Origin of the sequence: Cohnella soli (assembly GCF_042655525.1) — a bacterium.
GTDB lineage: Bacteria > Bacillota > Bacilli > Paenibacillales > Paenibacillaceae > Cohnella > Cohnella soli.
Genome location: NZ_JBHSMI010000013.1, coordinates 139,611 through 152,329 on the forward strand (window position 1 = coordinate 139,611; position 12,719 = coordinate 152,329).

General features: G+C 48.8%; 14 protein-coding genes. 9 read left to right on the plus strand and 5 right to left on the minus strand.

Annotation, left to right across the window (positions count from 1 at the left end; all coding sequences use genetic code 11):
• Window positions 1-9: 9 nt before the first annotated feature.
• The 3 genes from ACFPOF_RS07540 to ACFPOF_RS07550 form a co-directional block, all read right to left on the minus strand.
• Window positions 10-822: an NmrA family NAD(P)-binding protein gene (locus ACFPOF_RS07540; protein ID WP_378131173.1), complete on the minus strand. Its 813-nt coding sequence runs from the start codon at window positions 820-822 to the stop codon at window positions 10-12.
• A 63-nt stretch (window positions 823-885) separates the two neighbouring features.
• Window positions 886-1,338 (minus strand): MarR family winged helix-turn-helix transcriptional regulator, encoded by a 453-nt coding sequence (locus tag ACFPOF_RS07545; RefSeq protein ID WP_378131175.1) that lies wholly within the window; start codon window positions 1,336-1,338, stop codon window positions 886-888.
• Window positions 1,339-1,409: 71 nt separating this feature from the next.
• Entirely contained in the window at window positions 1,410-1,847 is a 438-nt protein-coding gene (locus ACFPOF_RS07550; protein WP_378131177.1) for an Lrp/AsnC family transcriptional regulator, read from the minus strand.
• Window positions 1,848-2,012: 165 nt separating this feature from the next.
• On the opposite strand from ACFPOF_RS07550, the gene ACFPOF_RS07555 reads away from it, so the two are divergent.
• The 4 genes from ACFPOF_RS07555 (at window position 2,013) to modB (ending at window position 5,630) form a co-directional block, all read left to right on the plus strand.
• Window positions 2,013-2,645, plus strand: coding sequence for a YitT family protein (locus ACFPOF_RS07555; protein WP_378131179.1), 633 nt, complete (start codon window positions 2,013-2,015; stop codon window positions 2,643-2,645).
• A gap of 126 nt (window positions 2,646-2,771) precedes the next feature.
• Window positions 2,772-4,004 (plus strand): EAL domain-containing protein, encoded by a 1,233-nt coding sequence (locus ACFPOF_RS07560; protein ID WP_378131181.1) that lies wholly within the window; start codon window positions 2,772-2,774, stop codon window positions 4,002-4,004.
• A gap of 134 nt (window positions 4,005-4,138) precedes the next feature.
• Window positions 4,139-4,930 (plus strand): molybdate ABC transporter substrate-binding protein, encoded by a 792-nt coding sequence (gene modA, locus ACFPOF_RS07565; protein WP_378131183.1) that lies wholly within the window; start codon window positions 4,139-4,141, stop codon window positions 4,928-4,930.
• 28 nt (window positions 4,931-4,958) lie between these two features.
• Window positions 4,959-5,630, plus strand: coding sequence for a molybdate ABC transporter permease subunit (gene modB, locus ACFPOF_RS07570; RefSeq protein ID WP_378131185.1), 672 nt, complete (start codon window positions 4,959-4,961; stop codon window positions 5,628-5,630).
• Window positions 5,631-5,707: 77 nt separating this feature from the next.
• On the opposite strand, the gene ACFPOF_RS07575 is transcribed toward modB, so the two are convergent.
• A complete protein-coding gene (locus tag ACFPOF_RS07575; protein WP_378131187.1) occupies window positions 5,708-6,673 on the minus strand; it encodes a substrate-binding domain-containing protein in 966 nt (321 codons plus the stop codon).
• Between the two features lie 34 nt (window positions 6,674-6,707).
• Entirely contained in the window at window positions 6,708-7,895 is a 1,188-nt protein-coding gene (locus ACFPOF_RS07580) for a winged helix-turn-helix domain-containing protein (protein ID WP_378131188.1), read from the minus strand.
• Between the two features lie 296 nt (window positions 7,896-8,191).
• On the opposite strand from ACFPOF_RS07580, the gene ACFPOF_RS07585 reads away from it, so the two are divergent.
• The 5 genes from ACFPOF_RS07585 to ACFPOF_RS07605 all read left to right on the plus strand — a co-directional run bounded on the left by ACFPOF_RS07585 (window position 8,192) and on the right by ACFPOF_RS07605 (window position 12,660).
• A complete protein-coding gene (locus ACFPOF_RS07585) occupies window positions 8,192-8,521 on the plus strand; it encodes a helix-turn-helix domain-containing protein (protein ID WP_378131190.1) in 330 nt (109 codons plus the stop codon).
• A gap of 114 nt (window positions 8,522-8,635) precedes the next feature.
• A complete protein-coding gene (locus ACFPOF_RS07590; protein WP_378131192.1) occupies window positions 8,636-9,007 on the plus strand; it encodes a hypothetical protein in 372 nt (123 codons plus the stop codon).
• A gap of 62 nt (window positions 9,008-9,069) precedes the next feature.
• Complete coding sequence (locus tag ACFPOF_RS07595) at window positions 9,070-11,154, plus strand: ABC transporter permease (protein ID WP_378131193.1); 2,085 nt, start codon at window positions 9,070-9,072, stop codon at window positions 11,152-11,154.
• Window positions 11,155-11,158: 4 nt separating this feature from the next.
• On the plus strand, window positions 11,159-12,022 hold the full coding sequence (locus ACFPOF_RS07600; RefSeq protein WP_378131195.1) for an ABC transporter ATP-binding protein: 864 nt from the start codon (window positions 11,159-11,161) through the stop codon (window positions 12,020-12,022).
• Window positions 12,019-12,660: a hypothetical protein gene (locus ACFPOF_RS07605; protein WP_378131197.1), complete on the plus strand. Its 642-nt coding sequence runs from the start codon at window positions 12,019-12,021 to the stop codon at window positions 12,658-12,660. Before ACFPOF_RS07600 ends, ACFPOF_RS07605 begins: the two co-directional genes overlap by 4 nt.
• Window positions 12,661-12,719: the final 59 nt, after the last annotated feature.

The following is a 12,719-nucleotide window of genomic DNA, read 5'->3' on the forward strand; positions in this document are numbered from 1 at the left end:
CGCACATACCTATCGGAACAAATCCCGCACTTCGTCCGCGACCGTTCGGAGCGCCCCTCCCGTCAACCGCTCCAGATCGGTAGAAGTAAACTTCATGTCCGCCATCGCAAGCATATCGAACAAGGGAGACTTCATATCCGCATTCGTCCGGTAACGTACTTGCCGGCCGGTCGCGGCGGTCAGTGCCGCCGCAAGATCGCGCAAAGTCCATAATTTCGATGCGACCAGTTCGTAAGTCCGGCCCTCGTGACCTTCCTCCGTTAGAACTGTCGCGGTTGCAAGAGCCAAATCATCCCTCGCCACGGTGTTGAACGCCCAATCGCCCGGGGGGCTCCAAAGCTCCCCGCTCGTCGCCGCCTCGCGAACGCCGAGAAACTTCACGATGTCCATGTAGTAAGCGTTGCGAAGAATAACATAAGATAATCCGGATTCGCGGAGCGCTTGTTCGGTATCCAGATGAAGTCGATGCAGCGGAAGCCGCCCCCGTTCGGCACGGGCGATACTCGTATAGACAAGGCATTCCACCCCGGCCTCTTTGGCTGCTTCGATTGCGGCGACATGATGACGGTAGCGAACATCATCGTCGGGGTGCGGAGACGAGATTAACAATAGCTTCGAGACGTCCCGAAAAGCCGTCGCCATAGACATCGGATCGTCGTAATCGCATTTCCTACACGTCACCCCCCATTCCCTCCATGTCTCCGGGGCAGCATCCGGATTCCGAACGCACGCGATCACATCCCCCGGCGCATGCCGAAGGACAAGATTTCGTAAAACCCCCTTCCCCAGATTTCCCGTCGCTCCCGTTAGCGCAATCTTCATGTCGATCTCTCCTTTTTTGTCGATTTAGTTAAATGTTTAACTATATGAACGCGACAAGTCGCACTACTCCCGAGAGCGGTGCAACTTGCTAAGCAGATGCCATAATTGTTCGGTCTCCGCTTCGTTCAGGCTGCTCATCCCAGTGGAAATCGTGTCTCGATTACCCGGCAGCTTCTCGAGCAGAATGGCCTCGCCTTCCCCCGTCAGCTCGACTCTGCGTTTCCTCCCGTCCTCCGGATGCTCGGATATACGAATGAAGCCGAGCTGTTCCAGCGGAACGAGCAGGACGCTAATATTCGCTTTCGTCACGCCAATCCGTCCGGCTAGAACAGACGGAAGAATCGTTCCTCCGGCTTTGGCGATCTCGACGAGAATACGGATTCTCGCTCCGTTCAGCCCCTGCGACGCCCAATATTTCTCCGACAATCCGATCAAATGCGCCGTCGCGTCGACCATGGCGAAGAACGCGCGTACTTTCGGCGGCTGATTGTCGACGTATTCCCGAATATCCATCATTCGCGCTCCATTTAGTTAAATATTTAACTAAACACAAAATTACCATCATTCCTTCTAGCCGTCAATCCCGCTCATTCCCCCGGAAGAATCATACGATTGTTCACCGGCGATGCGAGAATAACGGACGTGTTCACGGTCCCGTACGGCATCAACCGTTCCACGAGTTTCGTCAGTGCGTCCATCCCGGTGACGGCGGCTTTCAGCACATGGCTGGCGAGTCCTGTCACGCGATGACATTCCAGAATATCTGCATCGTCCGCGATCCGATGCTCGAATTCTTGCGGGGATATTTTCAGATCGCTCATCTGGATGATCAGTTGAATGTTTCGGCCGATCGCCGCCGGAGACACACGGGCATAATAGCCGAGAATAATTCCCCGTTCCTGCAGACGAAGCAACCGTTCGGAGACGCTCGGACGGCTAAGCGCCAATCTCTTGGAAAGCTCGCTGACCGTCATCCGGCCGTCCTCCTGCAATGCGCGCAATAAGGCGATATCCAGTTGATCCATTGAAACCGCTCCATTTCATTTCGAAGGTGAATGATTTATTTTCAATTCATATCGATCGCTATTTTGCAATATTGCATTCATTTTATTATGTAGAACCTGCACAGCGTATTATATCATGAAATGAGCGTACGGAAGCGAGATAAAGCGACGGGAGAATGGGACGCAATGAGCGCACGAACGAAAGAAATCGGCGGGCTATGGCTGCAAATTGCACTTGGATGCTTCGTCACGGCTATCGGATTGATCATTCTCCAACATTCCGGAATCATCACCGGCGGAACGGCGGGCATTGCGCTCGAACTTTCCTACTTGCTCGGCGTCAAGTTCTATTATGCTTTTCTCCTGATTAACCTTCCGCTTGTCGCCTTCTCCTACATGAAGCTTGGCCGGGACTTTACGCTTCGTTCCTTGATCGCGATCATTCTGCTCACTGCCTTCAGTTCGCTCGATCAATGGCTGCCGCGATTCGAGCTGCCTGCAATCGGCGGTGCGCTCGTAGGCGGAGCAATTATCGGCTTCGGTGTTCATGTCTTGTTCAGGAACGACACTTCGATGGGCGGGACAACTGTGCTCGTCAAATATTTTCAGCAATTCAAAGGATGGAATCCGGGCAAAACGAATTTCGCAATCGACGGACTGACCGTCTTCGCGGGTTTCTCCACGCTATCGGTCGACAAAGGCTTCTTCTCGATTTTATCCATCGCCGCGACGTCTTATATGATTTCATTCCTCCAAAGCAAAAGCCGTCAATCGCTGCGCTCCAAGGCAATGGCGCCCTCGAATGCGGCTGCTGCTTAATATATTTTCGACAAATTATTAATAAGTTCGACAAATCCGGTATATGCATAGCCGCAATTATCCGATACAATCAACCTAGCTGTTAGAATGTCAGATTTTCTGACACGTATCGGATAAGGGGTTCCTATGAGTAACTTTTCCAACCGCAAATCACTCCCTGCGGAAGCGCCAACAGGCCAGCTTCTCACCTACTTTCAACCGATCATCGCCTTGGAAACCCGGAGCATCGTCGGATACGAGACGCTCGGCAGGCAAGTGGTCGAGGGCGCAGTCCGCAGTCTCGGACCGTTCTTCACGGACGACTCCATATCGGTTAAAGAGCACGTGCGGGTCGATCGACTGCTCCGCGAGCAGGCATTGGCCAAGTTGAGCACGATCAAGAATCCGCCCATGTTATTCGTCAACTTGAAGCCCTCCTGGATCTACGAGCAATATAAGCTGATCGGCGAGCTTCATACTTTACAATTGCTGGAGAAATACGAGATTCCACCGAACCGGATCTGCATCGAGATCACGGAAGGGGAATTCAAAGGTTCGATGTCCGAACTGGGGGAAATCATCAATCTGTACCGGGAGGCCGGCTGCCAGATCGCGATCGACGATATCGGAACAGGCTTCAGCAACTTCGACCGAATCGCCGAAATCCAACCCAACCTGCTGAAGGTCGATGTTCTCCTGATGAAAAAAAGCGCAAATCACAACGGGTATTTGGGTACTTTACGATCTTTCTCTTCGCTCGCTGAACAGATCGGCGCTTCATTGCTGATTGAAGGCGTCGAGAGCGAGCAAGACCTGAAGCGTGCCGTTCAGATCGGAGCGCGTTACGTGCAGGGCTATCTCTTCTCTCCGGCGGTACCGGAATTCTATTCCGCGGATGCTTTTACTTCCTTGATCGAATCTGAGTTAAGCAATAACAGGAGAAGGCTTCGTGAATCGATCAGCCACTGGGACGACGTCGGTAGCGCGCTCATCGACACCCTCCGGCTTAATGACATTGGCCACACATCCGAACTCACTGAGCCCGATCTGGCAGACCGCGCTATCGAACGACTGCTTCCGGCTCTGGATATCTCTTGCTTACGCGTCTACGTGTGCGACAACGACGGCGTTCAACTCTCCTCCAACTACATGCGGACGGATCGGGAAGGATGGCGTGTCGAGACACAATATCGCAACGCGGACTGGAGCTGGAGACCGTATTTCGTTCCCCACTTGTCACACGAGCATTCCCGCGTCGAGGCGAGGCTTTCTCTTCGCTATTCCGATCTCGAGACGCATGCCTGGATCCGTACCGTCTCCATCCCGCTCGGCCCAACCGTCATCCTGTTGATGGATATCGCCGATCCCACGGATCTATAGAATCGGCTGCTGCCGATTCTTTTTTATTTGGCAAAATCATATTCTATTTATATCTAAACATAACGAAAACATACCAAATAGATTTGTGTTGTGTTAAAATATTTAACATTAAAAGAGCAGATGGAGGATTTTTTATGCAAAAATCAAGGCGTTTCCGGCTTGGTTCTCTATTCGTTGCGCTATCACTATTTGCCGTATCATCTGCACCGCTTCAGCCGGCCGTCGCTGCACCGAAGAAGACGGAATTGCTCGTCTCCGCGGCGGCAAGTCTGAAAGACAGTCTGGACGCTATCGAGAAACAGTATGAGAAAACCCACCCCGATATCGATCTCACTTTTAACTATGGTTCTTCCGGTACGTTGCAGAAGCAGATCGAGCAAGGCGCTCCGGCCGACTTATTTTTCTCCGCTGGCAAGAAACAGATGGAAGCCCTCGTCGATCAAGATTTGATTAAAGAACAGAAGACGTTGCTCGAGAACGATCTCGTTATGGTCGTCCCCGCGAATTCCAAGCTGAGGTTCTCGACGGTTAAGGAATTAACAGGCAAAGACATCAAGAAAATCGCGATCGGGCAGCCCGAGTCGGTGCCGGCGGGACAATACGCCAAGGAAACACTCGAAGCTCGCAAAGTGTGGGACCCTCTTAAAGACAAACTCGTCTATGCCAAAGACGTGCGGCAAGTGCTGACCTACGTCGAGACGGGCAATGTCGAAGCCGGTTTTGTGTACAAGACCGATGCGCTCATCTCGAAAAAAGCGAAAGTCGCTTTGAAAATCTCGCCGACAGTGCACGCGCCGATCGTCTATCCGGCCGGTGTCGTCAGCGAGTCCAAACATCTCCAAGAAGCGCAAGCTTTCTACGCCTACTTGCAAACCGCGGATGCGGGGGCCGTGTTCCAGAAGTACGGGTTTAACCTCTCCAAATAAACAAATCAAATAAACGAAACGACGGTTGGTGATCACGATAAACGCTTCGGATTTCTGGCAGCCGATCGGGCTTTCGGCGCGTATTTCGCTGATTGCCAGCGTAATCGTGCTTGTCTTCTCTGTACTGCTCGCCTGGAAAATGGCAAGAGCGCGTTTCATCGGCAAAAGCATCGTTGAGACGATAATTCTGCTGCCTCTCGTGTTGCCGCCGTCGGTCATCGGTTTCGTTCTGCTCGTCGGCCTCGGCCGCAGAAGCACGCTCGGCAAATGGTACGAGTCGTTATTCGGCCAGCCCATTGTCTTTACGTGGGAAGCTGCGGTCATCGCGGCGGCGGTCGTCGCTTTCCCGCTCGCTTACCGGACGATGAGAGCCGGCTTCGAGGGCGTCGACACCGAGCTCGAAGCTTCGGCGCGGGCGCTTGGCGCGAGCGAATGGCAAGTGTTCCGCTACATTTCCGTGCCGCTAGCCGCCCGTTCGCTGACGGCCGGCTACATTCTCGGCTTCTGCCGCGGGCTCGGCGAGTTCGGGGCGACGCTTATGATCGCCGGCAATATTCCCGGCCGCACCCAGACGATTCCGACCGCCATCTATGTGGCGACGGACGGAGGCAGCATGAAGATGGCGTGGGCATGGGCGGGCGCGATGATCGCCCTGTCGTTCCTCATGCTGATGGTCGCCAATCGGTTTACGAAAGAATAAGATCATACCGCCGCACGCGGAGCACAAATACGCCCCTCCCGCCAACGAACGATCGCGGCGGAAGGGGCGTATCGCTTTTACGATTCGTATAAGATGTCGCCGGTCCGGCTCAAGTCGTAACCTTCCATATGGAGCAATTCGTTGCGAAACGTTTCCGAACGCAGGATGCCGATGACGCCGTCGATCCATGGCCGATTGTCCGCTTTCTTCAGCATGACCAAGTCGACCTGCTCCTGAATGAGCGGAACGAAGTCGACCCCCCCGACAAGACGCGCCGCTTTCTCGCTGCCGACGCCTATGTCCGCTTCTCCCGATGCGACTTTGCTCGCCACGGCCAGATGGTTGCTCATCTCTTCCTCGTAACCCGGCAAGCCGGCGGTTTTCACGCCGTGGAGCCTCAATTGCTCGTCGAGCAGAACGCGCGCGCCAGACCCTTTCTCCCGGTTGGCGAACCGAAGGTCGGCTTGCGCCAAGTCCGCCCACGACGTCAGCTTGCGGGGATTGCCTTTCTTCACGTACAGTCCGGCAGATCGCTTCAGCAGGTGTACGACGACATAAGACTGACCGACGAACAGCTTGCGCACGTACGGCGTATTGTAAGTACCGCTATCCCCGTCGAGCAGATGCACGCTGACGATATCCGCTTCGCCCCGGTACATCGACACGAGGCTGTCCATGCTGCTCGCGTACGAGCGCAGCGGCCGTCTGTCCGGCACGCGCCTTTCCAGATGACGGGCGAGAATATCGAGGCTGACGTCCTGCCCGGTGATGATTAGCGTTCGGTCCCTGACCGCGCCCGCATCAGGCGACGTATACATGATCGGCTGTGCGTCAGGGGCACTCAGAGGTTGCTTGGCCGGCGCAAAGCTAGCGCCCTTGGAGCGCTGCTTGTAGGCCTCGAGGTCCGACGAGTCGATGCGTTTTTGTTTGCCGACGCGGTACGACGGCAGCTCGCCTTTGTTCAATAGATCATACACTTTTAACTTTGATATTTTGAGCAGCGCCGCGACTTCTTCGGCCGTGTAGGACGTCTCTTCGCTCATGGAATCCTCCCCGTCAATCTACGCCAACGCGATGTTACCGCAACACTTCCTCGTGGTCCGCCATTTGGAATACCGTGCCCCGCTTCGCGGCAAAACGTTCCAGACAAGCGGTCACGCTCTCCCGCATTCGCTCGTCCCCGGCATCGACGCCGTCCTCCCACCACCAGGCGCGAATCTCCAGCGGCAACTTCTTGCGCTGCTTCACCGGATCGAATCGACCGACGATCCGATCGCCGTATACGACCGGCAGCACGTAATAGCCGTACTTTCGCTCGGCGGCCGGCTTGTACACTTCCCAGCGGTATTCGAACCCGAACAATTCTTTCACGAGCGGCCTGTCCCACATCAGATTGTCGAGCGGCGCCAACACGCTTGCCCGTTCGTTGGGGAGATCGTCCGACAATGTCATCTCCAACAGCGGAATGTCAGCACTTCGAATATAGAGCGGGTGCTTCACGTCTTCGACGCGAACTTCCGCGATCAGCCCTTCCGCCGCAAGTCGCGCGAACGCCTCGTTTCTTTCCTTGCTTTTCATCCCGCGAATGCCGAGCCACGCGTCGCTCGGACGATTCCACAGCAGCCCGATGCTGCCGATCCGGCGAAGCACAAACCAGGCGTAATGATCGCTCTCGGATTCGAAAGGATCTTCGGCGGCGTGCAGTTCTGTCGGCAGCAGCCGCTCTGCCAGATCGTAATATTTGCGCGTGTGCGCTCTATGATGAATGAGGAGTTGCCCGGCATGATACATAGCTTCGAGCGCAGCCCGGGATAATCTCGTCGGCCCCCAAGCCCAATTGACTTTCTCATCGTCTTCCAGATCGCTCGAGCAAAGCACGCCCCGGCTCTCGACTTCGCCCCGTACCCGCGTGACGGTCTCTTTGTTGGCACGAGACCACGCCCCATAATAATGTCGTAGCCGAGCAAAATGCGGCCAATCCTCCACCGGAAAAATCGACATGCACTTGTCCCAGTAATCGACGAGCCGTCTATCGGAGTACAGCAGTTCGGGCAGCATGTTGCGGTCGAAATCTTCCACCTTGGACTGCAGCACAAGCTCCGGATTCATCCCGACGACGTCGAGCGGGTCGTACTGGATACATCCGACGCGGCGAATGTACGCCATAACCCCCTCTTTGCCCCGGAATTGGAAATCGCCGCTTAACCCGTGGTACTTCAGCAAATATTTTCTCGCCTGTTGCTTCGTGATCACTATCGCGGACATGGTCGCCTCCCTAAAAGAAAATCGATTGTATATATCTGGTCAACAATGGATGTTCTACTTAGAAACAGCATATCGTATTTTGCGACGACAGGAGTATCTATTTTTATCGACGATTCACCACCATTCATTCAATTAAGGGAAATTGAGGGAAATTCCCTTGATGTTTTATCGCATTTTATGCTATGTTTGTTATATTTCTTCCAGAAAAAGTGAGATTTAAGGACTCACTGGACAGCTCTAGTTTTGCAAAACCATCAATGAAATCTGATTACTCTACAGGTGGAGGGGGGCGAATAGTGGCCTTAAACGAAGAAAATCGAGTATATCTTCAAGACGATTGCTATATTGACTTTGAAAGATCCGTTTTTGTGAACAAGAATTTACCTTGTGCATTAACCCAACAAGAAATTCGACTTCTTAAGCGAATGAATGCAAAGGCAGGGTCTATTGCAACATACAAGGAACTCACGGATTATTTATCCGACCAGTACGATTCAACATTTAGCCAGCGGGAACTACAAATATTTATAAGCAGACTTAGAAAAAAGATTGGCGAAATAAATACAACATACTTACTGTCAGTAAGAGGTGTGGGGTACGTATTTCTCCCCGACAAGGAGATTTAATAGCCTTTATGTCGAATGAGTTGCTATTTTTAGCAACAATTCGACATCAATTATATGTTATGGTTTTCTTGGAAATGCTGGCCAGCATCCAAAAAAATTTAGGAGGAATCCTTCGTGAAGAAGAAACTAATATTGCTGGGCGTATTTGCCGCCCTAATGCTTACTAACACCGCTTTCGCTGCAACCAGTAGTGCGACGATCGGTGTTAATGACACCTATGCAACGGGAAGTATTGTCCAAATGAATGGCACTATAGCTGTATCCGGTAAAAACAATGCGGTATCCACCGAGCGTCTCTGGGTTGAACTGTATAAGGACGATTCGACATTTTGGAGTTACGACACTAGAATTGACGGGGCTTTGTTGCCAGTTAATTCTACGGCGTCCTACAAATCTTCAGTTTCATCTTATAATTACTATGTCTGGTTAGATCCTGATGGCCCTAATCATACAGGTTGCAGTGGCAATGGTTCTGCAGTAAATTAATTTCCAGTGGGGAGTGAAGTTTCCTTCGCTCCCCATTTTAGATATCGAGGGGGAAGATTTTGTTGAAGATTCTCAACTCAATGAAGATTGAAATCATCCTGATTATTAGAAGAATCTGGTTCTGGGCCGCAATGATTGTCCCCTGCCTTATATTTGGTTTGATCTTAAATGATAAACTCAATATGTTTGATCCCGGAGGAGCGTTAATTTCTTCAGCCTACATTGTTCAAGCGGGTATTTTTTTATTCTTGATGTTGGGATTTGAGCTGGTACGAAGGGAAAAAAACTCAAATTGTGATGAAGTTATTACAGCGATGCCGGGTGCTAAATCGGCCAAGCTATGGGGAAAACTGATTTCCATCACCCTCGGAATTATTGTGTTTACAGTGCTTTCTTTCATTATTTTGTTTGTATTTTATTCAGTTTATCAGGTTCCTGCATATTTTCGTGGTGTTTCAGTAAAATACATCATTTTATACTGGTCTATCCCGTTTTTTATTGCAGCCTCATTTGGCGCATATTTAGGATCCTTTTTAAATTTCCGGGGCATTTATGTTTTTCTTGGCTTCGTTTGGATCGCTCTTGGTCCTCTTAATATCGGGATATTTGAAAGCATTTCGCTTCTTACTCAAGTAGATCTCATGAAAGTTTCAGAGTGGTTAAACCTGGGGCAAACAGATCCTCATGCTCTTTACGATTCATCCTATGGATTGCCTTTAGAAGGATTGAGATGGATCCAAAAAGGTTGGTGGGTTGTTGTAGCCATCTTTGTGATGAGTACACGTTATTTACAATTGAGTAAATTAAAAAAAGCTGTGTATTATTCCTTGGCAATCATGTTTTTGGCTAGTTCGGCTTTTGGGCTAACAAGCAAATTTGATGTAGTACGAGCGACCGCACACGAGATTAATTCTGTTATGAAGTATGATTATACATATTACAGCAACTATAGGCCCGCGAAGAACTCCGAGCAAACAACAGCCTTTAAGGTTGATTCGTATGACATCCATCTTAAATTAAAAAGTCAAATCTCTGCCGATGTTCAAATGAAGTTAATCCCCTCACAAGACGGCAACAAAATTATATTTACTCTTTACCATGACTTAAAAGTGAAGAAAATAATCGATGGCGAAGGTCGCTTTATCAAATTCTCACAAGATCAAGATCGTTTAGAACTCGAATTCCCAAACCGTTATAAAGCAAACCACACGTTAGTATTGAACATGGTGTACGAAGGATTAAGTTCGCCTTATTTTTTTGCAAATAGTCAAGCCGTTATGCTCCCTAGTTACTTTGCTTGGTACCCTGTACCAAGCACTTATCCGGCCATGAAGGCGAAAGAAATTCAAATTGTTCGATACCCCTCTTTTCCGCGTTATGATGTGCAGTACACATTAACAATTGACGGATTTAAATCAATTTATACTAACTTGCAAGCAGCTGGCGATAGTGTCTGGAAGGGAAGTTCTTCGGCGGGAATTTCGATTTTTGCCGGCCCGATTTCTTCCCATTCAGTAGGTGGAGCATCCATCTACTCTCCAATCTCGTTGTATAAAATGACAAATACATTTAAAACATTTTTGAGCGAATTACGGAACATTACGAACCAAATCCAAGAAGATTTGGGGTTAAGCGCTCACGAACTTCCTCAAAAATTGTTTTTTGCAACAATTCCACCCGAATCAAGACAGTATCCAGCAAATATTTGGATAATGAAAGACCATGCTATTATCGGAATAAATCAGCAATATAACGACGGAGAGTTATTGGTTTCCGAGACAGCTTTAGTACCTGCAGTAATATCAGCTTTAACTCGTGATATTAACACGATCAATCAAAGAGAAGAAATGAATACGATGTTTGTCGAGGCCTACAGTTACTGGTATTCCAAGCGATTCCCCTCTACACAGAAATACGATATCGACAGAACTCCGTTATTAAAGCTCGATTTAAACTATTATGAATACAACAATATGTCTCGACAGAAAAAAGCAGTCCAGCAAATCCTTCAGTACACAGATGAAAATTGGGAAGAAAACGATAAGATGAAATCATTTTTCAGAGAATGGTATAGCCATCTTAAGCAACCCGAACAGTTGGACTGGGAGTACATTTTTTCTCTAGTAGGATCAAAGGAGGCGGACTAATCACGTGGAATCGTTACAGATTAAAGGGGTTTCTAAAACCTATGGTAAAAATCCCGCGCTGAATAATATTCATTTGAATATTCAACGAGGTATGTTTGGATTGCTCGGCCCAAATGGTGCTGGAAAAACAACCTTGATGCGAATATTGACAACTATTATACCTGCCAATAAAGGTGAAATCACATTCGGGCGTTATTCAATCAAACAAGAAAATGAATTCAAGTCGATTGTAGGGTATTTGCCCCAAAGTTTCTCTATATACAAGCAAATAAAAGTAGACGAAGCTTTGCAGCATATTGCAGTCTTAAAAGGGTTGAAGCACAACATCAGACAAAAAGTTAATGAGGTGTTGGAGCAAGTAAATTTATTGGAGCATCAACATAAAAAGATCGCCCAGCTATCGGGGGGAATGATTCGCAGAGTAGGCATTGCTCAGGCATTGCTGGGCGAACCGCAGATTCTGATCGTAGATGAACCCACGTCAGGTCTCGATCCGGAGGAAAGGATACGATTTCGGAAAATATTGAGACAAGTTGGAAATCAATCGATTGTTATAATATCTACCCATATCGTCGAGGATATCGAGACAACTTGCGACCAGGCAGCTATCATGTTTAACGGGAATGTACTGATCCAGGGTAATATACGAGATATTTCACAAGCTGCAGCAGGGAAGGTCTGGGAAACAACAGTAACTCCTGAGCAATTTCACAACATTCCGTACGACTGGAATGTCATATCGAGTTATCGCGAAGAGGATAGTTACCGTGTAAAAACACTTTCAGAAATCCAACCTGAGAATGGGAAAATGCTATCCCCTTCGCTTGAGGATGGTTATCTATACTTAATGAAGAGGGAAAAATCATGAAGGGAAAAATGACTGTTTTATTTGATTGGAAAGCAATGGGCGGCAATGCATATATACCTTTGGGGGTTATCATGCTGCTTTTTGTTTACGGGCTATTCAAAAACCATTCTGTTGCATCATTTATTCCAGGGATAGAAACTTGCATTCCTATATTTGGCGCCTGGTGGCCGATATTTCTGCTTAAAGACATCATTGAAGAGCCGGGAGGAGAAACTCTGTTCAGTTATTCCGTCTCCAAATATATGTGGGGAACATATCGTATATCTGTCTATTCTTTACTTTATCTCATATTGATATGCCTCCTTTTGATCGCGATAGATCCATTTTATGATGAATCGTTATTTATTTCTCTTTTTACTCAAATAGGGCTGGAATCACTATTTTTTTCCTCCCTTGGTTTTTTAACTATGGTTCTGTGTCGTAATACAGGTTGGGCATTGGTGCTAGTGGCGATATATGCAAGCACTCAAATCTTAACCGGCGGCGAATTGTTTTCCGTGATCAATGTTTATTGGTTCAATCATTCGTTAATTCCTTTAAACGAACAAATAAACCATCTGGGAAAATGGTTTATTTTCTCCGTTATTTTGTGGATTTTCGCACAAACTGAATTCAATAAACTACAAAAGTTTCGTTAAAAGTCTGGTGAACATATGGATGTTCCCACCAGACTTTTAATAGTTAAATTCGAAAGACA